The 21,571-nt window shown below is 37.7% G+C and carries 20 protein-coding genes and 1 pseudogene; 10 read left to right on the top strand and 11 right to left on the bottom strand.

What is annotated here, in order from left to right; genetic code table 11:
* Nucleotides 1–358: 358 nt before the first annotated feature.
* The 5 genes from BUA11_RS06825 (at nt 359) to BUA11_RS06845 (ending at nt 8,051) form a co-directional block, all read left to right on the top strand.
* Nucleotides 359–2,194, top strand: a complete 1,836-nt coding sequence (locus tag BUA11_RS06825) for an ABC transporter ATP-binding protein (RefSeq protein WP_072759773.1) — start codon at nt 359–361, stop codon at nt 2,192–2,194.
* A 23-nt stretch (nt 2,195–2,217) separates the two neighbouring features.
* A complete protein-coding gene (locus BUA11_RS06830) occupies nt 2,218–4,017 on the top strand; it encodes an ABC transporter ATP-binding protein (RefSeq protein ID WP_072759775.1) in 1,800 nt (599 codons plus the stop codon).
* A 168-nt stretch (nt 4,018–4,185) separates the two neighbouring features.
* Nucleotides 4,186–5,178, top strand: a complete 993-nt coding sequence (locus tag BUA11_RS06835) for an ABC transporter substrate-binding protein (RefSeq protein WP_218587316.1) — start codon at nt 4,186–4,188, stop codon at nt 5,176–5,178.
* Between the two features lie 85 nt (nt 5,179–5,263).
* A complete protein-coding gene (locus BUA11_RS06840; protein ID WP_072759777.1) occupies nt 5,264–6,955 on the top strand; it encodes an ABC transporter permease in 1,692 nt (563 codons plus the stop codon).
* A 4-nt stretch (nt 6,956–6,959) separates the two neighbouring features.
* Nucleotides 6,960–8,051, top strand: a complete 1,092-nt coding sequence (locus BUA11_RS06845) for an ABC transporter ATP-binding protein (RefSeq protein WP_072759779.1) — start codon at nt 6,960–6,962, stop codon at nt 8,049–8,051.
* A gap of 39 nt (nt 8,052–8,090) precedes the next feature.
* Here BUA11_RS06845 and BUA11_RS06850 read toward each other — a convergent pair whose 3' ends face one another.
* From BUA11_RS06850 to BUA11_RS10580, 8 genes and pseudogenes are all read right to left on the bottom strand, one after another.
* The gene (locus BUA11_RS06850; RefSeq protein ID WP_072759781.1) at nt 8,091–8,792 is read right to left on the bottom strand and encodes a queuosine precursor transporter; all 702 of its coding nucleotides are present in this window, start codon (nt 8,790–8,792) and stop codon (nt 8,091–8,093) included.
* A 21-nt stretch (nt 8,793–8,813) separates the two neighbouring features.
* On the bottom strand, nt 8,814–9,149 hold the full coding sequence (locus BUA11_RS06855) for an STAS domain-containing protein (protein WP_072759783.1): 336 nt from the start codon (nt 9,147–9,149) through the stop codon (nt 8,814–8,816).
* A 24-nt stretch (nt 9,150–9,173) separates the two neighbouring features.
* The gene (locus BUA11_RS06860) at nt 9,174–10,523 is read right to left on the bottom strand and encodes an ArsB/NhaD family transporter (RefSeq protein ID WP_072759785.1); all 1,350 of its coding nucleotides are present in this window, start codon (nt 10,521–10,523) and stop codon (nt 9,174–9,176) included.
* 36 nt (nt 10,524–10,559) lie between these two features.
* Nucleotides 10,560–11,507 carry a SufB/SufD family protein gene (locus tag BUA11_RS06865; RefSeq protein WP_072759787.1) on the bottom strand — a complete coding sequence of 316 codons (948 nt, stop codon included), beginning with the start codon at nt 11,505–11,507 and terminating at the stop codon, nt 10,560–10,562.
* Nucleotides 11,507–12,238 (bottom strand): ATP-binding cassette domain-containing protein, encoded by a 732-nt coding sequence (locus BUA11_RS06870; RefSeq protein WP_072759789.1) that lies wholly within the window; start codon nt 12,236–12,238, stop codon nt 11,507–11,509. Before BUA11_RS06870 ends, BUA11_RS06865 begins: the two co-directional genes overlap by 1 nt.
* 18 nt (nt 12,239–12,256) lie before the next feature.
* Nucleotides 12,257–12,961 carry a 2-phosphosulfolactate phosphatase gene (locus BUA11_RS06875; RefSeq protein ID WP_084634393.1) on the bottom strand — a complete coding sequence of 235 codons (705 nt, stop codon included), beginning with the start codon at nt 12,959–12,961 and terminating at the stop codon, nt 12,257–12,259.
* Nucleotides 12,962–13,133: 172 nt separating this feature from the next.
* A complete protein-coding gene (locus BUA11_RS06880) occupies nt 13,134–15,104 on the bottom strand; it encodes a sensor domain-containing protein (protein WP_178137756.1) in 1,971 nt (656 codons plus the stop codon).
* A 48-nt stretch (nt 15,105–15,152) separates the two neighbouring features.
* Nucleotides 15,153–15,755: pseudogene (locus BUA11_RS10580) on the bottom strand (histidine kinase N-terminal 7TM domain-containing protein); the annotation flags it as partial.
* Nucleotides 15,756–15,884: 129 nt separating this feature from the next.
* On the opposite strand from BUA11_RS10580, the gene BUA11_RS06885 reads away from it, so the two are divergent.
* Genes BUA11_RS06885 through BUA11_RS06895 form a run of 3 tightly spaced genes read left to right on the top strand, consistent with a single transcriptional unit; the run spans nt 15,885 to nt 18,159 of the window.
* Nucleotides 15,885–17,009, top strand: a complete 1,125-nt coding sequence (locus tag BUA11_RS06885) for an NAD(P)-dependent malic enzyme (protein WP_072759793.1) — start codon at nt 15,885–15,887, stop codon at nt 17,007–17,009.
* A gap of 14 nt (nt 17,010–17,023) precedes the next feature.
* Nucleotides 17,024–17,437, top strand: a complete 414-nt coding sequence (locus tag BUA11_RS06890) for a hypothetical protein (RefSeq protein WP_072759796.1) — start codon at nt 17,024–17,026, stop codon at nt 17,435–17,437.
* 38 nt (nt 17,438–17,475) lie between these two features.
* Complete coding sequence (locus BUA11_RS06895; RefSeq protein ID WP_072759798.1) at nt 17,476–18,159, top strand: DUF554 domain-containing protein; 684 nt, start codon at nt 17,476–17,478, stop codon at nt 18,157–18,159.
* Nucleotides 18,160–18,217: 58 nt separating this feature from the next.
* Here the strand turns inward: BUA11_RS06895 and BUA11_RS06900 are convergent, their stop codons facing one another.
* The 3 genes from BUA11_RS06900 to BUA11_RS06910 all read right to left on the bottom strand — a co-directional run bounded on the left by BUA11_RS06900 (nt 18,218) and on the right by BUA11_RS06910 (nt 19,626).
* Nucleotides 18,218–18,574 (bottom strand): class II SORL domain-containing protein, encoded by a 357-nt coding sequence (locus BUA11_RS06900; RefSeq protein ID WP_072759800.1) that lies wholly within the window; start codon nt 18,572–18,574, stop codon nt 18,218–18,220.
* A 46-nt stretch (nt 18,575–18,620) separates the two neighbouring features.
* Nucleotides 18,621–19,124: a rubrerythrin family protein gene (locus BUA11_RS06905; RefSeq protein WP_072759802.1), complete on the bottom strand. Its 504-nt coding sequence runs from the start codon at nt 19,122–19,124 to the stop codon at nt 18,621–18,623.
* A 79-nt stretch (nt 19,125–19,203) separates the two neighbouring features.
* Nucleotides 19,204–19,626 carry a Fur family transcriptional regulator gene (locus BUA11_RS06910; RefSeq protein ID WP_084634394.1) on the bottom strand — a complete coding sequence of 141 codons (423 nt, stop codon included), beginning with the start codon at nt 19,624–19,626 and terminating at the stop codon, nt 19,204–19,206.
* A gap of 250 nt (nt 19,627–19,876) precedes the next feature.
* On the opposite strand from BUA11_RS06910, the gene epsC reads away from it, so the two are divergent.
* Nucleotides 19,877–20,578, top strand: coding sequence for a serine O-acetyltransferase EpsC (gene epsC, locus BUA11_RS06915; RefSeq protein ID WP_372589803.1), 702 nt, complete (start codon nt 19,877–19,879; stop codon nt 20,576–20,578).
* The gene (locus tag BUA11_RS06920) at nt 20,575–21,477 is read left to right on the top strand and encodes a PLP-dependent cysteine synthase family protein (RefSeq protein WP_072759804.1); all 903 of its coding nucleotides are present in this window, start codon (nt 20,575–20,577) and stop codon (nt 21,475–21,477) included. Before epsC ends, BUA11_RS06920 begins: the two co-directional genes overlap by 4 nt.
* Nucleotides 21,478–21,571: the final 94 nt, after the last annotated feature.

The following is a 21,571-nucleotide window of genomic DNA, read 5'->3' on the forward strand; positions in this document are numbered from 1 at the left end:
CACAGTGTTTTTTTGTTTCGCTATTGACAAAAATCTCCGAAAATGTTAAACTACTTCTGTAAAAACTTTGCAAAGCGAACTTTTGCTGAAAATTACAGCGAAATGAAAGGAGGGTTGTCCGATGAAGATGACAAAGCAAGCATTAATTAAAGTTAATAAGACCTTTTTCAAAGGACAACCCTGTGTTGGAGGTTAGAACCCAGACCTTTAGATTTTCCAAACTTGTCTAACTCCGTACAATTTATGAGGCCAAAATAGATACTCCACGGGTTGTTCCGTGGAGTTTTTTGTTTTCAAATAGTGCAGTCATAGTCACATTCGAGACTTCTGAGGATTTCAAAATTTTGGGGGGATTGAGATGGAGAAAGTATACGGCAAATCAAAGAAAGGATACATTGATAACCTAAGGATGTTAAATAAGTTCATGAAAGGCAGTCGAGTTTCTTACTTCGTAGCCATAGTTTCGACTGCATTAGCTACGTTCCTATCAATTCTGACACCACTTGTTATAAGGTTTACACTCGATAATTTGATAGGAAGAAAAGAAATCGATTCACAACTTGTAAGACGTTTAGTGAATCTTGTTGGATATGAGTTTCTTTCACGAAACATATGGATAGTGGGCGTCTTTATCGTTCTGCTTACTTTATTGAATGGACTTTCAAGCTACCTGAGAGGAAAGTATTCTTCAAAAGCTGCGGAAGGGTTTGCAGAGAGGCTAAAGAACGCTCTGTTTGAAAAGATAATCAAAGTTCCTGTAGAATTTCACAGCAAATACAGTTCCGGGGAGCTCATTCAGAGGTGCACCTCTGATGTAGAGACAATCAGGAATTTCCTTGCAAATGAATTAGTTGAAGTCAGCAGAACAATTTTTCTAATAATAATGGTCATGTATACTATGCTTCGAATGGACAAAGTGCTAACCGGAATCGCAGTGGTAACGATTCCTGCATTGATTGGCGTATCATACTGGTTTTTCAAAATGGTAGAGAAGTATTTTAAGATGGCAGATGAAGCTGAAGCGGAAATGACGACGGTTGTACAAGAGAATATAACGGGAATACGGGTTGTAAAAGCTTTTACCCTCGAAAGAGAGCAGACAGAGAAGTTTCAGAGTAAGAACCTGAACTTTCAAAGGCTTGACTATAAACTGTATGTTTTGTTTGCAAGATACTGGGCAGTGAGCGATTTTATAGCTCTCGTTCAGATTGCGCTCGTGAGTATCTTTGGAATATTCTTTACAATTTCTGGGAAGATTACATTAGGCACGTTCATTGCATTTACAAGTTATGTTGGTATGTTCCTTTGGCCAGTAAGACAGCTTGGAAGAATTCTTTCGAATTTAAGCAAGATGAATGTGTCTCTCAACAGGGTCGGGGAGATATTGAAACATGAAGACGAGACATCGGATGAAGTTTCAGAAAGTGAAGAGATAAGGGAATGGACATTCAGAGGTGAAATAGAATTCAGGAATGTATCGTTTAAATACGGTGATAATGAAGTGCTTCGCGGTGTTTCTTTCAAAATCGATGCTGGAGAAACAGTAGGGATATTTGGTCCTACTGGGTCTGGAAAATCGACTCTTCTTAATCTATTGCTGAAGCTCTATACTAACTATGAAGGTGAGATACTTATCGACGGAATTGAGTTAAGAAATATTCCAAGAAAGGTGCTGAGAGAGAATATAGGCTTTGTTTCACAAGAGCCATTCCTGTTTTCCAAGCAAGTTGATGAAAACGTTGCAATAACAAAAGAAACGATAGATATGGAAGAAGTTATGTATGCAACAACTACAGCATCTTTGCATGATGATATCGAGACTTTTCCAAACAAATATAAGACAATCATAGGTGAACGTGGTGTCACACTTTCAGGCGGCCAAAGACAAAGGATGGCGATAGCAAGAACCATAATTAGAGAATATCCTGTGTTGATATTTGATGATTCCATGAGCGCCGTTGATACCGAAACTGAATACAAGATACGTTTGGCTTTAAGAGAACGAACAAAGGGACTAACTACTATCATAGTCTCTCATAGAATTCCAAGTATAAAACACGCAGACAAGATAGTCGTTTTGGAAAATGGCATTGTTACGGCTATAGGCAAGCACGAGGAGTTGATAAAAATTGATGGGATTTACAAGAAAGTTTGGAAAATTCAGTCGTTGATCGAAGATGAGTACAGAAGCTGAAAAAGTAAGGTGGTGCAATAGTTATGGAAGAAAAACTTGATAATATAAGCCGAAAGAAAGAACGAATTGATGTAAAGCTTTGGCAGGGTTTTTTCGAGTTTCTGAAAAAATACAAGATAAAAGTGTTACTTCTCCTATTAGTCATGGTATTAGTTGGCCTAATTGAAGCTACATTTCCTTACCTTACAAGGTTTGCAATTGACACTTTCGTTGTACCTAAGAGCTTCAACGGGTTCTGGAAATTCATAGCTGCATTTTCTTTGCTTACAACAATTCAATCGATAAATACATATGTCTTAATTGTTCTTGCAGGAAAAATCGAGACTGGAATGACACGAGACATAAGGAATTCTGCATTCTCTAAGCTACAAAAACTCCCGTTAAGCTTCTTTGATGCTAACGGAACAGGACCGCTCATAGCCAGAATTATGTCGGACGTGCAAAGAGTTACCGGAATTTTATCATGGGGAATGGTTGATACGGTTTGGGGTATATCTACAATGACATTTATCACGTTCTACCTTTTTAGGTTGAACTGGAAAATGGCTCTTTTTGTTGTTGGCAGCATACCTGTGATTTTCTTTGTGAGTCTGTACTTCCAAAAGCTTATTTTGAGACATTATCGAATAGTTAGAAGGTACAATTCGGAAGTTACAGGAAAATTCAACGAAGGAATTCTCGGAGCAAAAACAACAAAAATTCTTTCAGTTGAAGAAAAGACTATTGCAGAATTTTCACAGCTAACCTCAAAGATGAGGCAAGAGGCAATAAAAGCTTCGGTAATATCTTCGATATACACACCAATTATTGTCCAAATAGGTAGCATTGTTACGGCACTAATTCTCGTGTATGGCAGCAAAAACTTAGAGCAAGGAAGTATCACATACGGGACTTTGGCGGCTTTCATCTCTTACTCTATCCAATTTTTTGAGCCGCTGCGCGAACTTTCACGTGTCATGGCTGATGTTATCTCTTCACAGGCTGCTGGCGAACGTGTTATGGAAGTATTGCGAGCGCAATCAGAAGGTGAATCAAGTAGAGAGTACGCCTTAGCTGAGTTTGGCTTTGAGGGGAACGTGGAGTTTAGGAATGTTTCTTTCAAGTACAATACAAGTGACATGGTTCTCAAGAATTTTAATTTAAAAGTTAAAAAGGGAGAGAGAATCGCAATTGTTGGACCGACAGGTTCTGGCAAGTCAACAATAGTAAACTTACTTGGGCGCTTCTATGAACCTACAGAGGGCAAGATATATTTTGATGGGGTTAACTACACAGAAATTGATTTGCGAACTCTCAGAAAGAACATTGGATATGTACTCCAAGTTCCACACCTTTTTAATGGAACTATTGCAGAGAACATAGCTGTTGGAAAACCCGGTTGTACTCTTGAAGAAATTGTTGAGGCAGCAAAGGTTGTGAACGTCCACGACTACATTGTCAAACTGAAAGACGGCTATAATACACTCGTGGGAGAAGGTGGAACAAATCTCTCCGTAGGTCAGAGACAGTTAATAGCTTTAGCGAGAGTAGTCTTGGCAAATCCAAAAATCATAGTTATGGATGAAGCAACCAGTTCAATAGATGCCCACACAGAACATATAATCCAAGAATCTATCGATAAGATCTTACACGGAAGGACGAGTTTTGTAATAGCTCACAGATTGTCAACTATACGGAGTGCTGACCGGATTTTGGTCATAGAAAACGGAGAAATAATAGAAGACGGAAGTCATGAACAGCTTATGAAAAAGAGAGGGCACTATTACCGACTATATATGCAACAATTCGTAGAGGAAAAGGAGAAAGAGTTGTTCAACGTGTAAAAAACGAGTTTAGTAAGATTATTAGCTTTAAATCCGGAATTGGAAGAGATAATAGAAGGAATAAAAAGATTTTTTACTCTTTTGTATTCAAGAGAATGATTTTGAGATTTCGTTTATAAGTGATTGTGTATTAGACTATGTATATCCAAAATACCTGGAGGTGAAAGAATGTTGAAGAGGTTATTGCTTGCTTTAATGATATTGACTGTTCTTCTTGGTAGTTTTGCTTTTTCAAAGAAACTTGTCGTCTATTCAAGTGTTGACGAAGCAAATGCTCGAAAGATACTCACTGCATTTACAAAAGATACCGGTATAGATGTTGACTTTGTTTTTCTCTCTTCAGGTCCGGCTTTAGCGCGAATCGAAGCTGAAAAGCAGAACCCACAAGCAGACGTGTGGTTTGGCGCACCTATGGAGAACCATATCATAGCTAAGGAAAGAGGGTTAACCCAACCATACAAGATTACTATGCCTAAAGAGATATCGTCAAGGTTCTATGATAAGGAAGGATTCTATTATCCAATTTATATGAATCCGCTTGGAATTGGCGTGAACATGACCATGCTTGAAAAGATGAAACTACCTCTTCCAGAAAGTTGGAACGACTTACTCAAAACTGTTTATAAAAAGACAATACAGTACCCGAACCCGCAATCATCAGGAACAGGATATAGCTTTGTTACAGGTCTGATAAAGATTTTAGGCGAAGACGCTGCTATGAAATTCTTAAAGCTTATGGCTAAGAATGTTCAGACGTACACTCAGAGTGGTACAGCACCTTCCAAAGCGGTAGGTATAGGTGAAGCAGTCTTTGGAATACAATTCACACCTGCATTCTTCCAGTTCATGGATCAGGGTTACAATGTTAAAGTCGTCTTTCCAAAAGAAGGAGTTCCATATGAAGTTGCCTGTATGTCAATAATAAAGGGTGCAAAGAATATTGAAGAAGCCCAGAAACTTGTTGAATGGATTCTTTCGAAAAAGGGACAACAAGAGATTATCAATCAAAAAACATATTTTTATCCAATTCGTACAGATGTTGACTTTGGAAATTTGCCACCACTCTCTTCGATAAAACTGATACATGTTGATCCTAAATGGGCAGCTGATAACAAGACAAGGATTGTGAATAGGTGGATTAACGAGGTTCTACCTTACTAAAACCTCTTTTCTTTAGAAGAAGGGGCTGTGTGCCCCTTTTTCTGTTAATTTTAGTGCTTCAAGACTTGGTCGTGAGGTGAATACGATGAGTTATTCCAAAGGTGAAATAAAAGCCCATCTACTGAAACTCTTAAATGAACCTGCTTTGCTTATAACAATAGTTCTGATTTCTGGACTCTTGATAGTTTTTATATTGCTTCCTTTGTATAAGATTTTTCAAATAAGTCTCATCAACGACGATGGAAAATTTACGCTAAATGTCTATAAAAGTGTTTTAGAGAACAACTATTTCAGGCGAGGGTTTACAAATAGTATTCTTGTGGCAACTCTTACTGCTATTTTCGGTACATTGGTTGGTTATCTGTTCGCTTACACAATTAATAGAACAGACATACCATTCAAATCTTTTTTTAGAACGATAGCTATAATGCCCATAATATTTCCACCGTTTGTTGGTGCACTTTCACTTATCATGCTTTTTGGAGCAAATGGGCTCATAACTTCAAGACTGCTTGGAATGACAAATGTTTACATTTATGGATTACCTGGCTTAATGGTTGCACAAGTTCTATGTTTCTTTCCAGTTGCTTTCATAACTTTGGACGGGGTACTTTCTACGATAAGCCCAACTTTAGAAGATGCTGCTTTTAACCTTGGAGCTAACCGGTGGCAAGTATTCTATAAGGTGATACTTCCCTTGTCGGCACCTGGAATTGCAAGCACTATGCTTGTGCTTTTTATTGAATCACTTGCTGACTTTGGTAATCCATTAATACTGGCTGGAAGTAAGTTTCCTATTCTGTCTGTCCAAGCATACCTTCAAATAACTGGAATGTACGACTTGAAAGGTGGAGCTGCATTATCTGTTTGGCTATTACTTCCATCATTACTGGCTTTCATATTGCAGAAGTACTTTGTTGATAAGAAGAAGTATTACACGGTAACTGGAAAACCAACGATTTCTGTTCTTAAAAGTGTAAGTGAGCCCGTTAAGTGGATACTCTTTGGTATATGCTCATTCATTGTCCTATTCATACTCCTTGTCTATGGCGTTATATTTTGGGGAGCATTCACAAAAGCATGGGGAGCTAATAACGAATTTACACTTGAGAATTTCAAATACGTTTTTGACGTAGGACTGAATTCGATTAAAGGAACCCTCACAATAGCAGCTATTTCAACCCCTATTTCTGCAATTCTTGGTATGGTTATTGCGTTCTTGGTCGTTCGGAAAGTTTTTCCTGGAAAAAGGGTCATGGAATTTATATCACTACTTAGTTTCGCTGTTCCTGGCACCGTAATCGGAATAGGTTACATTCTTGCTTTTAATAGTCCACCACTCCTTCTAACAGGGACGTTGGCTATTTTAGTACTGAATTTTGTATTTAGGTATATGCCTGTTGGGATTCAGTCGGGAGTAGCCTTGCTAAATCAGGTTGACCCTTCAATAGAAGAGGCTGCATTTACTTTGCGTGCAACGAACAGGCAAGTGTTTACGAAAATCACTTTACCACTTATAACACCTGCTTTCTTCTCAGCACTCGTGTTTGCTTTTGTTCGTGCTATGACTGCGATAAGCGCTGCTATATTCTTAGTTTCAAGTCGGTGGAATCTTGTTACTGTTCAGATTCTCAGTCAAACTGAATCGGGTAGACTTTCCGAAGCTTGTGCTTTTTCTTTATTGCTCATAGTAATAATAATGGTCTTTATAGGCGTATTAAAGGTTTTCTTGAAGAATAAGGTCAGTATCAGCAACTATTCATCGGTAAGGAGTTGAGAAAATGAGTCTTGAACTGAGAGAGGTAAGAAAAGTATTTAAGAACTATGGAGTTGAGACGGTAACGGTTGAGAATTTTAATTTAACAGTTGAAAAAGGGCAATTCGTTACACTGCTTGGTCCATCCGGATGCGGAAAAACTACCACACTGAGAATGATTGCGGGCTTTGAAATTCCAAGTTCTGGTAAGATAATTCTCGACGGAAAGGATGTAACAAACGAACCACCAAATAAGAGAAATATTTCTATGGTATTTCAAAGTTACGCACTTTTTCCTCACATGACAGTCGAAGAGAATATAGCTTTCGGACTGAGAATAAAGAAAATGACAAGTTCTGAAATCAAACAAAAGGTCAAATGGATAATGGATATAGTAGGATTAATCGGACTCGAAAGACGAAGGCCGGAACAACTTTCAGGAGGTCAGCAGCAGCGGGTTGCGTTAGCAAGAAGCCTTGTAATGGAACCGAGTGTTTTATTACTGGACGAGCCTCTTTCAAACCTTGATGCCAAACTCAGAGAAGCAATGAGGATTGAGATAAGAAGGATTCAAAAAGAACTTAACATAACCGCTGTGTACGTTACGCATGACCAAATAGAAGCAATGAGCATGTCAGATTTGGTTGTAGTCATGAACAATGGGAAAATAATGCAGGTTGGGAATCCATTTGAAATTTACGCAAGACCAAGAAATGAATTTGTTGCAGATTTCATTGGGAAAGTGAATTTGATAGACGCTTTTGTTGAAGACGACAAGGATGAAAAACTGGAATTAAGATGCGATATTTTCTATAATAAATTCTTCTCGATTTCCAAGATGTTTCAAGCAAAAAAGGGTCAGAAGGTCAAGATTGTAATTAGACCCGAGGCTTTCAGACTTTCACCTCAGGGTATCGATAATTCGAACTGCATCAAAGGAAAAGTTCTCTCATCTATCTTTGTAGGAGCAGCAGTTGAGTGCGAAATACAAGTATCTAATAGTGTCATAAAATCCGTAATATCAAATCCTATTGAAAATGCAATCCCTGATATAGACTCAGAAATTAAACTATACTTTTCAAATGAAAGTCTATGGATCATAAGTTCCGAAAAATAAAGCCCCGATGATGGGGCTTTACTTAACTCAAGACTTAACTCAAGCGTTTTTAGAACTGAATAACTCAAAATTTCCTTCATCATCTCTCAAAAATTTCACGCCAACATAAACAACCCATGTGTCGATATAGTCAAGCAAAAATTCGACTATCGTTGTTGTAAGGAATATTTGGAAATAAGTTCTTAAATCTACCAATCCTACGAACGCAATCGTTACAAATATCAAGTTATCTAAAATTTGGCCAATCTTTGTGGCTGCATTATTCCTTAACCAAAGCTTTGTTCTTCCTTTAAGTGCATGGTGTATCCATACTGCTGTGTAACCTGATAATATGAATGCCGTCCAGCTTGCAAACGCTATCCTTGGTGTTACTGCAAATACCTGCGAAAGATAGCTTTGGGCGAAATCGTTCGATGATGGTGAGTAGCTTGTGTAAACAAGTCCCAAAAGAACGAAGGCAAATTGTGCGAAAAATCCAACCCATACAGCTTTTCTTCCTTCCTCTTTTCCGTAAACTTCTGTGATTATCGAGTATATAACAAAAGCCATACCCATGCTCATGTTCGCAGCTGTTACTTCCATTCCAAATAGATTGAAGAGCTTAGCAACACCAAGGTTGGAGGCTATGATGAGCGTTGAAAGCGCAACGTACGCTCCTTCCTTCTTCATGAACCTTAGAGCCAATAGTATGATAAGCGATGAAAGAACATACTCTAACCCGAGTACAAGAGCGTTGTACATCACTTTTCCCTCCCAAAAAGTTTACTGATCTGATAGAGCTTCGCTTAAATGTTCGTACACTTTTATTATTCTGTCCAGGCCTGTCAATTCGAAAAGCCTTTTTATGTTCTTGTTCGGTGATACTATTTTTAAGTATCGAGATTCAGCTATCAATCTTTTGTAAATTCCAACGATTATACCTAAGCCGTAGCTGTCTATATTCTCAACAGCTGACATATCGAAGACGATAATCGTTTGTTTCCTAGAAGTGATGAATTCTCTAACAACCCAGTCTTTGAACTGTGCAGCGTTAGTAGTATTCAACGAACCTGTCATTTTGATAGCCACGGCGTTATCAAATTCGGTATAATCGTACATTTCAAATCAGCCTCCTTTTTAGATTTATAAAAATCTATGTATTACGTACGTTACAAAACTTGATGAGAGGAGTGTTAAACAAGCTGTGAAAAATGTTTCTTTAATAAACTTTTTGTTATTCATCTCTATCCCATAGTATGCCAAAATCCTTGACCACATAACGCCTGCAAGGGCACCTATCAGAGTTATGTTACCACCAATGTTTGAGCCAAGCACCAAACTCATCGCATAATTGAGAGGCTTTTGATAAAGTGCTTGAGCGAAGAAAATAGTCATCGGTTGATTAACCATAACGTTCGCTGCAAAAGCTGTTATGAAAGCTGTTGCAACTGTGCCAATAAGTTCGTTTGGAAAATTAAAAAGAGTTCCAACGTATCTCGTGACACCAAAAGTGGTAAATATGTGCACGAAAACAAAGAAGGTGACAACCATTGGTAGCATCTTCCAAGGAACTCTTCTAATAGTATCTACAACAAACGTCAAGTTATAATCAAAATTCTTAAATTCAACAACTACCTCATCGCGTTCTGACATGACATCTGAAAATGAAAGGTTTAATAAAATATAGATACCTGAGAATATTAATATCGATTTCCAAAGTTGTAAACCATAAAGGTCCCCAGTTGCAATAACTAAAAAGAATATCACAAATATGCCGGAAGACAGGAAGGCGTACCTTTTGTCCTTTATAACTTCCTTTGTTTCTTCAAAATGGACACTTATCTTATCAGATAATATTTTTTTGTACTTCGCATAAAATCCTATAACCGACGTTAAGATTGCTGCAAGTGTTGGGAAAAACATTAGTTTTGCGTAGTTTGAAAAATTTAAAGAGTACGCTTGGGCTACTATAACGTTTGTAGGATTGCCTATGTAGAAAAACATGCTCCAGGTATTAGAAGCGAAAAATACAGAAATCAAGTACGGTAAAGGATTTATACCGGCATACTGACTGATATACACGATGATTGGTGTCAGAGTTAAGGTGACTATGTCATTAGATGTGAAGACTGTCATTACTCCAGCCAGTAAAACGAGGCTGAAAAACAGCTTCTTGCCAGTACCTGCACTTTTTGTAAACTTGTAAGCAATAACTTTTAACACACCTGATGCGTCTAGTGAGCTGCATATATATGCTGAACCAAAAAATATAATCAGTATTTGCCACGGCACAATATTCATCTGTGGCATCATCGCTGATTTTATAGTTGTTAACGAAGCTATGCCAGAGGCTATTAAGAGACCAAGAACAGCCAAAGATACTCTCGCATAATCGAGAATTACTCTCTTGTTTTTAAAAACTATCTCAGGCTCTTTTATAACAAGATAAACAGTGGCAAAAAACAAATGTATCGTGATGATTGTGGCAATCATCAATCTCACCAAACATTTTCATTAAACTTGTGTAAATTACAAAAGTAGCCCTTTGATTATGAGATCAGTAGCTTCTTCTTCTGTGAGTCCTTTTGCCATAAGTGTTTCAAGTTGCTTTTCACTCACGCGCCCTATAGAGGCTTCGTGTGTCAGTTCTGCTAAATCGTTAGTTATTTTTAAAACAGGGGTTGTCGAAACAATCACTTTTTCACCTTTGGTAATTTCCTCACACGAAATATGAGCACGCGAGTACGGAGCATTTCCATAAGCTTCATTAAGAACATTCACTTTTGATTCATCAAGCCCAACCACGACAGTTTTTGCGAGGCCTCTTGCATGTTCACCGCTCAAATGAACAACTTCATTGATGTATACCTCGTCATCTTTTGACCCTTTTACCTTTGATATTAATTCACCAACAGCGTTCTCTTTCAATTCCAAATTCATTATTACGTTGAGCTTCCCTACTCTTGTCTTGGTTAAATGGAATGTGTTTTTGTATACAGCATCTGATTCCACAATAGCATTTGTAGTTGTATTGAGTGTTATTGTCCCAAAATCACTGTGATAGTGCTCGTCGTAATATTCCATAATTGCACCGGATTCAACTATAACATTGGAAACTGCGTTGTGCGTAAACTCTTCTGCTTGTGGAAAAACACAATGTGCTATGAATCTAACACGAGCGTTTTTCTTAACTCTTATGTTAAATATGACCCTTTGATATCCCTTCTTTTCGACAAAGCCCGTGCAGACGTGAATTGGGAGCGGAATTTCAACGCCTTCCTCTATCTCCATATCTACTTGCACACCATCTTCAAAAGTTGTGGGAACAAGTTTTAAACCGCTAACGTTGTTGAGACCGATAACTTTGTTACCACTAATTATTATCGACGCAATTCTTTTATCCATGAATTTCGATGCATCTGTACCAAGCTTCTCCGCTGTTTTGACGATGGTTTCAAACTCTTTCCTCACGTCCATTATCTCATCTCCCCATTAAGAGGTACATTTGGATGTTCGCACACTTCGCATGTACCTCTGAATGCTTTCAGAACGTCTTCGGTCTTGCCATGCATGAGTATCTTACCTGCACATATAAGATAGCCATAATCGGTATTGTAAACCATCTCTTCGCGGTGTGTTATGATTATTGGAGTACCACCATACTGACTTATATAATTGACAACATCGTTTATAATGTTTAAACTCATCAAATCAATCCCAGAATCTGGTTCATCTAAGATTACGTACTTTGGCTTCAGCAGAATGATGGAAGCCAATTCGACTCTTTTCCGTTCACCGCCACTCAGAGTCTTATCTACATATCTATTTAGATACAACTTAGGATTCAAACCCACAAATTCTAATGATTCTATTAGTTCACTCTTTTGAATTGTTAGTTTTCCACCAAGAGTAAGATAATTCTCAATCGTGAGCCCATCAAAGCGTGCTGGTTCTTGCCACATCAAAGTAAGACCGAGCTTTGCTCGTTCAGTTACTGACAGGGAAGTTATATCTTTATTGTCAAGTAGAATCTTACCTTCGAACGGTTTGTAAGAACTAAGTCCCATAATAACGTATCCTATTGTACTTTTTCCTGCTCCGTTGGTTCCTATGACAACGTATTTGTGTCCTGGAATGAACTTCATGTTGAGATTGTATAGTATCTGTTTTTCTTGAGTTTTGTAAGAAACGTTTTGAAGCTCTAACATCTACCTCAACTCCTGTCTTTATTTTATTAAATTCCTAACAATTCTCTCACCTTTACAAATAGGAACTGATGGAAAAACGTCTATCTTTTGGCAAAAATCAACATCTCTTCCAAATCCAAGTTCGATTAGTTTTTGAGAATGTGTTCCCGAAAAGTCGGGCCTTCTAATGGCTTCCCATGTTCTTAGGGCTATTAAAGAACTATCAGATAGAGAATACCTTTTGCATTCGGTGAGCTTTGAAATAATAAAACCGGCAAGTTGAGTGTCTTCATATGATACTTCGGATTCATTACCTGCACATATTATGGCAATATTTTCGTATGCAGATAATTGTTCAACTACATAAGAAATGTTCAAGAAAGCAGCGATATAAACATTTCCTGCGATTTTCTTTGCCTTTTGTATGGCTTTAGTTCCGTTCGATGTAGTCAATATGATTCCTTTTCCGCTGACTACTTCTTCTGAATATTCCAATGGTGAATTTCCCAAGTCAAACCCTTGAGGTTTGATGCCATTTCTCTCTCCTGAAAGTATTAAATCAGGTTGAATCCTTTTAATATCGACTGCTTCTTCAATTTTTCCAACAGGAATTACAAATCTTGCACCATTTGACAGTGCGGTAACTATTGTTGATGTTGCACGCAGAACGTCTATAACAATTGCTGCTTGAAAAGTGTATGATATCGTATCAAGTTCATTATGCGTAAGAAAAGTTGTTAACACAACAAAATCACCCCAATGGTATTATACACCATTGGGGTGAATATGTATTTACTACATGTGTCATGTTTGTGAAAAGAATTTAATCTTCTTTCTCATTTTTCAAACCAACTCAGATGGTATTTGTCTGAATTTGTTAGTAACATAACAGAATGTGCTATCTAGTTCAGTTCTTTCAAATTTGCTGTTGACCCTTTTTGCTTATATTTTGATGAACAAGCAATAGGAAATCTCTTACGGGCATTGGCTTTCCAAAATAATATCCTTGAAAGAGTTTGTAACCTATCATACTAAGAACTTCAAGCTGTGTGGTATTCTCTACACCCTCGGGGATAGCTTCCAGATTAAAAGATTTTGCAATGTTGTATATCGCTTCGAGAAGTTTTATAGAATGTTTGTCATCTGGCAATCTGAAAACAAAGGACCTGTCTACTTTTATCTTCTTGAGTGGGAGTATCGTTAGATAAGAAAGAGACGAATAGCCCGTACCAAAATCGTCAATACACAGTTGACAACCGAACTGCAATAGTTTATCAATATTATCGCGCACAGTTTGGTTCATGTCTATCAATATATTTTCTGTGAATTCAATAACAATCTTCTTTGGAGGAATATTGTAAGACGAAATTATTTCCTTAAAACGTTCAGCCATCTGAGGATCTCTCAATTGAACAGGACTTACATTGATGTCTATGAAGTCAAGGTTGTCTTTTTGTTCAGATAAAATCTCACAAACCTGTCTTAGTATTTCCTCACCGACTGACGTAATCATTCCATTTTCTTCCATAAGCTGGATAAAATCTACTGGCGGTATGATGGTACCATCTTTCTTTATCCACCTTACAAGAGCTTCTGCCCCAACAATATCTGAATAGGAATTGCAGATTGGTTGAAGGAAAATCTTAAGTTCACCATTGTAGAAGGCTTCCTTAATCGCCCTTTCTTTTGCAGCGTGTTCTTGCAGTTCGCTGTCAATAATTGCGTTGTAGAAAACAATATTGTCCTTAGCTTCTTTGGCTCTAATGAGTGCTAAATTTACCTTTCTTAACACCTCCTCAGATGTATCGAAGGAATTAAACACATGTACTCCGAAAGCAAATTTTATGTCGATAAATTCGCCCTGAATGTTATATGTTTTAGTTAATTCCTTCTCTATCTTTGAAATTATGTCATTCACAACTTTCTTTCCTGCTTGGTATGTCTTACCAAGCTTCTCTAAGAATATCCAAAATTCATCGGCATACGGGTGCGATATAGTATCACCTTCGCGAAGGACGGTTCGTAATCTTTTTGCTATTTCTCTTAGCAGTTCATCACCAATGTTATGACCTCTTATGCTGTTTATCATTGAGAAGTTCCTAACGTCCAATGTGATTATAGCGTGATAATCATCAATCGAAGAAAATTCAAGAGAACTTGCGAGTTTTCTGATGAAATAATGTCTCGTATACAATCCCGTTAAATTATCCCTTTGCAAAACTGTCCTCGCAAGATTTATAGCTTCCTTCTCAGAAGTAATATCCGTATAAATAGCATATATTAACCTTTCTGAATCAGATTCAACAACTGAAACTGTTATTCGCACTTCAACAAGCGCTCCGGATTTTCTCCTTCTCACCGTTTCAACTTTGAGGCTTCCTTGTTCTAGGGCGAGGTTTATCAGTTTTTGCGCTTCAGATTCAAGATTTTCTGGAAGGACAAGAGCATCAATATTTTTGCCTATTATTTCTAGTTTCTTGTACCCAAAGATATTTTCAAATTGTTTGTTACAATCAATAACCGTTCCGTATTGGTTAAGCACCACGACACCGTCAGGAATATTTTCAAGAAGTGTATTTAAGAGCATCGAAGTGCTGATGTGCTCCCTTTTGGTAATTACTTGTTCTGTAACATCCTCAATAACCATCAAGAAAGAGTCTTTTAACTCGGCTTTTGAAATTTTGAAAAAATCACCATTGTACTCCAAGATTTGCCCTATTTTGTCAAGCAAATCTATTACAAAATCGTTTTTTCTGCCTAAAATTTCCTCTTTTCTCAATCTAAGATACCTAAGTGCAGCTTTGTTGATATCTACAATTCTCAGGTCCTTATCAAGTATTATATACCCATTGTGTGAGCTATCGAATGCATGATATCGTACACCCAACGCTGTTCTTCTCCAAAATACGTTTATTGCACTAATGTTTAAAATCAAGATTAAAGTTGACAGAGAAAGAAATAATAGCGGGTAGTTGAAGTTAAATAAATATGCAAAAAAAGATAAAAATATACCAAGAGAAATCGAGCCTACTATCAAAAACTTGGTTTTCCTCGGGAGTCGACTTGTTCTAATAATTTTAAAAATTCCAAATGTGATCACAACTGCTGTATAAACTGAATAGGTCCAAAGAAATGAACTACCATGCGGTCTGTGTCTGCCGTGATAAATGTCACTTTGTATGGTGCCTATCCAAAAAAGATTGTGTATTTTATTTGTTAGTGCTAAAATAAGATACAGGGTGGGTAGAAGATAAAGCGTAAAGCTCCTGACATTCTTTCTCTCTACTTCTGAGAGCTTGGTAAAAAAGGAAAACAGTATAACTGGCACGTATAGTAATATGAGGTCTTGAATCATTTCCAAACGAACAATATTGTCCACCTCAAACTTGATATATTCAATAAAAGATAATGTTAAACCTACAATAGATAACCAAATATCTGAGTAAGATATCTTATAAACTCTTCTGTCAAGTACATAAATAACGTTTATTAGAGAGATGACAAATCCAATAAGTGCGACAATTTTGTAAATATATATCCCTCCTCATATTTTTTTCACATTAATTTTATCACAGCAACATCACTAGTCACACTTATGTATAGAGAAAAACGATAAAATTTTAAAAAAATATGCACCAGGAAAGAATATCGTGAAAGGATGGAGAACATGACAAATTTTGATTCTGTAATGCTTCATGAGTTCTTGAATGGAAAGTACAGAATAACAACCGCGGTAGAAATTACAGAGGATAACTTGAAATATCTATACACGCCAGGTGTTGCTCAAGTTGCACAGCAATGTGCAGATGATCCGAAACGCACTTTTTTATATACGAGACGAAAGCATGCTGTCGCAGTCATAAGCGACGGGAGTGCAGTTCTTGGACTTGGCAATATTGGTCCGTACGGAGCACTACCCGTAATGGAAGGAAAGGCTATTCTTTTTAAAGAATTTGGTGATTTGGATGCTTTCCCAATATGTCTGAAAACGCAAAACGTGGATGAAATTGTATCTATTGTAAAGAACTTAGAACCATCGTTCGGTGGTATAAACCTTGAAGATATCTCCGCTCCAAGGTGCTTTGAAATACTAGAAAGGTTAAACGAGGAAATGAACATACCTGTTTTCCACGATGATCAGCAAGGAACTGCAGTAGTAGTTATCGCAGCTCTTTTAAATGCACTGAAGTTGGCGGGGAAAAATATAGAAGATGTGAGAATAGTTGTTAATGGAATAGGGGCTGCCGGGTATAATATCGTTAAACTACTTATAGAATTTGGAGCCAAGAGTGTTATTGCTTGTGATATCAATGGTATACTAAATGAGAAGACAGGACTACATAAATATCATCTTGAAATCGCAAAACTCACAAACTCAGGTAATATTAGTGGCTCTTTAAGAGATGCACTGAAAGGCACAGATGTTTTTATCGGCGTTTCTAAAGGAAACATTTTGAATGGTGATGATGTGAAGCTTATGACACGAGATCCGATAGTTTTTGCTCTTGCTAATCCAATACCAGAGGTTCCACCAGAAGTGGCATACGAGAATGGTGCATTTATTGTTGCAACAGGTAGGTCAGACTATCCAAACCAAGTTAATAACCTTTTGGCTTTTCCCGGAATCATGAGAGCAGCAGTAGAAAAACAAAGGAAGATAGACAAAGCACTATTGATTAAAGCAATTGAAGCATTAGCCAATTTCAAAGCTCCTGAGAGGTTTTCAATTTTGCCGAAGCCTACCGATAAAAGAGTACATATGGAAATCTACAATAGTTTGATAAGCATTTGAAGGGAGGCATCGAAATGAAAATTGCGCGAAGTATTGTAAGTGCATTCTGCCTTTTATTCTTTTCATTCACATTTGCTGCGACAACACCTTCACCAGCTGGAAGGTTGTATGTTTTCTTCAACACTGAAAACTTTATAGGGGTTGAAGTTAGGACAGATGTTAATCCGTACTCTCATATTTTTAGTAATGTTGGATTAAATTATATCTCTGCTGGCTTTAGACTCTCATCTTCTCAGACACGCGGACTGTATATTGCCCCAATGATTTATTATCCTTACAACAATGAGTTGAATTTTGCATTTGTCGCTGGTTATGAGCTCAGGGTTGAAAATTTAAAGAATTTGTACTTTTCTTTTGAAGGTGGAGCAAAAAAATTGAACAATAAGCCTGAAGCGTTTGTTAATTTCGGTGCGAACTTTCTATTCTAAAAATACGTGAGTAATTATATATATCAAGGGGGGTTTTTATGAACATTGCCGGATTACTACCTGCAATCGTCAATTCCGTCGCTGTTCTTATTGGAAGTTCAGTAGGGACATTGTTAAAGAAAGGAATTTCAGATAAGTACAAGAGAATACTATTTTTTGCCGTTGGCTTATCAACATTTGGGATAGGAATAAAAATGATTTTAGAAGTCAACAATTTTCTTATTGTCCTTTTCTCTATGGCATTTGGTGGGTTACTTGGTGAATTTTTTGATATTGAGGGGAAGCTAAAAATAATTGGTGATAAGATGAAAGAAGGCGACTTTTCAACGGGTTTTGTCACGGCGTCATTGCTCTTCCTTGTAGGTCCTATGACTATCGTTGGCTCTATCACAGCAGGTCTTAAAGGCGACGGTAGCATTATTTACACAAAATCACTTCTCGATTTCATATCATCTATAGTACTTTCATCTACTTACGGTATAGGTGTTATGGTATCAGCTTTCAGCGTTCTTGTTGTTCAAGGGGCAATAACACTTTTTGCAGGGTCGTTGAAATTCCTTAGCGAGCCAGTTTATTTGAATGATCTTGTAGCTGTTGGTGGATTAATGGTTCTCGGAATAGGTTTTAGGATACTTGAAGTAAAGGACACATGGGTCGGTAATTTCCTACCGGCTTTGATTTTTTCACCTTTTCTAACGTTCATAACTCTCTTGCTGAAATAGCAAAGCAAATTAAAACAGCCCCTTCACACACGAAGGGGCTGTTTACATATTAATGTTTTTACTCTTCTACAACAACGTCCTTTGTACCTTCCCAAAGTCCGTGAATGTTGCAGTATGAAAGGGCTATAAGTTTCGAGTTCTTTTCAAGTTTAATTTTGACTTTGACGATTGGTTCTTCGAGTGTTGGTGAGAAATCGTATCTGCCTATTCTAAGTATGTATGGAGCGCCTTCAGGCATAGCATAGAGTTCTATCCAAGCAATGTGGTGTTCCACTGTATTTGGGTGTGGAATTTCTTTACCTACCGAGACTTCAACTTCGAACCACTCACCTTTCTTCACTTTGTCAGGACCGCAAATTACTGGAACGTGTTTTTCACCTTTAAAATCACCTGTTTTTACAAAGTCACCTATCATTTTCTCACCCCCTAATTAGCTCATCAATAAAGTTCAGTTGCAAGTTTCAAAACTCAACAAAAGCAGACTTAGAGGCACCACATACTGGACACTTCTCGGGTGCTCCTTCTTCTGTTGTGTATCCACACACGGAGCAAATGTAGATTTTCTCAGCTTCGTAATCCTTTCCTTCATTGACAAGGTTAAGGGCTTTCTTGTACATTTCAGCATGTATCTTCTCTGCTTCAAGGGCATAGTGTGTGCTTATTTGAGCTTCTTTTTCACCCTGTAATTTTGCAGTCTCCTTATAGACAGGGTACATCTCCTCTACTTCAAACGTTTCCCCAGCGATACAGGATTGAATATTTTGTTGGTTGTCGCCAAGCTTTTTCAATGCCTTAAAGTGATTTCTTGCATGAACAAACTCTGCATACGCTATGGCTTTAAACAGATTTGCCAGTTTCTTGAACCCCGCTTTTTCTGCCTCGTCAGCAAAAATAAGGTACTTCATGTGAGCCATAGACTCGCCAGCAAACGCATCTTCCAAAAACTTCTTTGTCATATCCCTCATGCTTACACCTCCCTATGAAAGTCTTACGCATATAATCTGGCTTTTTAACAAGCCAGTATTTTAATAAACAATTGCAATCTTATTTCAAGCAGCTCTTGCAAATACCAACAAGTGTGAGCTGAACGTTTTGTACCTCATGTCCATCTACACTTGAGATCTCTGGTAATTCTACTTCCAATTCTATGTCGTATATTTTCTTACATTTAGTGCAGTAGAAGTGATGGTGATTTTGCCTTACAAAATCGTACCTTATCGCATCCGGTGTGATTATAACCTTGACAAGCCCTGCGGAAGCAAGTGTTCTCAGTGTATTGTAAACAGTTGCCCGTGAAAGTACTGGAAGTTTTGCTTCCTTAACAAAGTGTTCGTAAATTTCGTCTGCAGATGGATGATCGTATGAATTTCTTAAATATTCAAGTATCTCAACTCTGTGAACTGTTGGCTTAACCCCCTTGGCTTTAAGAAGTTCCATGACTTCATCAACCGTAGCTTTTTTTACCATCTTCATGCCTCCCACTTTTTGATACAATATTTTACGAAGTACAATCTTATTGTATCACAAACTTTGAAGAACGTGCAATGGGTAACCGTAATTTCACATTATATTAATTATATCTTATCATTTATAAAAGAATTTTCTTGTAACTCTTTTCACTTGACATAGTCGTACTTCGTGATATAATTAGGTAAAACTAAGTCGATTATTCATCTTGAATTATTCAATCTTGACAGTAGAGGTGATTTCAGATGGGGTGCGGAGTTTGAACATTTTAGGTTTGTTCAGAAAGATGAGTTCTTTGATTGAAAGGCTATTGCAAGCAAGAAAGTACATCAGGCTTGACAAAGAAGCTCTAAAGCAGAATGACCCTTCTTTTGAGAGTTCCTTTCAGTTCTTTTTCCACGCTGGTTTTCGCTCTTTAAGGATGTACCGCATATACCATGCCTTCTACATGTCCGATTTTAAATTCTTAGCTTACTTTTTGTATCATATGAATAGAATCTTGTACTCTGTAGATATACATCCTGCCGCACAATTAGAGCCAGGGGTAGTCATAGACCATGGAACGGGACTGGTGATTGGCTCAACAGCTGTGGTAGGGAGTGGTACCGTGTTATACCATGGTGTAACCCTTGGTGCTAAATACATCACAAAGGGAAAACGTCACCCGACTGTTGGTAGAAATGTGATAATAGGTGCAGGTGCAAAGGTTTTGGGACCAATCACTATCGGTGATGGGGCACGAATTGGTGCAAATAGTGTAGTAATTGCAGATGTTCCGGAAAATGCCACAGCCGTTGGAATTCCTGCAAGAATTATTGTCAGGAAAACAAACTATGATGAAAATACAAATTGTGTAGATTGTTATAAGGCTGTGAACGGAGAAGTGAGTGATGGTCTTTGTCTAATTTCTGAAGATGACTATTCATCAGTTCACAAGGAGGCAGTGATATGAAAAAATCGGTTGAGCATTCCGTTATATCGAGAATTCAGAATTTGCAAGTAGGCGAGACTCCTTTGTTATATTTGGAAAAATACGGTGTGTATGCCAAATTTGAAAAGAATAATCCAACCGGCAGTGTTAAAGATAGACCCGTATACTTTATGGTTCTTCAAGCAGTAAAGGATGGACTCATAGGTGCGAATACTACAATTGTAGAACCTACGAGTGGCAATACGGGAATCGCTTTGGCATGGATTGGTGCTAAACTGGGTTTGAGAGTAATACTCACAATGCCAGAAAGTGTGTCTGTTGAGCGAAGGCATATTTTGAAAAGCTACGGAGCGGATATTATACTAACAGAGAATATGACAAAGGCTGTGGAAAAAGCAAAGGAAATTTCTAACAATATCAATGTGTTCATACCTAATCAGTTTGACAATCCCAATAATGTTAAAGCACACTTGGTTACTACGGGCCCAGAGATATTGCGTCAAATGAAATATAACGTAGATGCCTTTGTTGCGGGCGTTGGAACTGGTGGTACTATCACAGGTGTTGGACATGTTTTGAAAACGTTTGATACTTCCTCAAAAGTAATCGCAGTTGAGCCGAAACAATCGGCGGTATTAAGTGGTCAGACACCTGGGAAACACAGAATACAAGGAATAGGTGCCGGTTTTGTGCCAGGAATTTTCGATAAATCTGTCGTCGATGAGATTTTGCAAGTTGATGATGAAGAAGCTTTAAAGTTTACACAAAGGCTTTGGAAAGAAGGAATATTTGTTGGGATATCCGCGGCAGCTAATCTTATAGGTGCTTTGATGGTCAAAGAGAAATACAACTTGGAGAGAGTTGTCACTGTTTTCCCGGATGATGGAATGAAATATCTGTCAGTATTGTCACAGCATTAAATGTGATTATATATAAACAAACGTGTGCACGCCTGTGGCGTGCACACTGAAAATAACGGACAGCTCCCACCTATCCCCAGTACCCCCATTATCG

It is taken from the genome of Fervidobacterium gondwanense DSM 13020 (assembly GCF_900143265.1).
Taxonomy (GTDB): domain Bacteria; phylum Thermotogota; class Thermotogae; order Thermotogales; family Fervidobacteriaceae; genus Fervidobacterium; species Fervidobacterium gondwanense.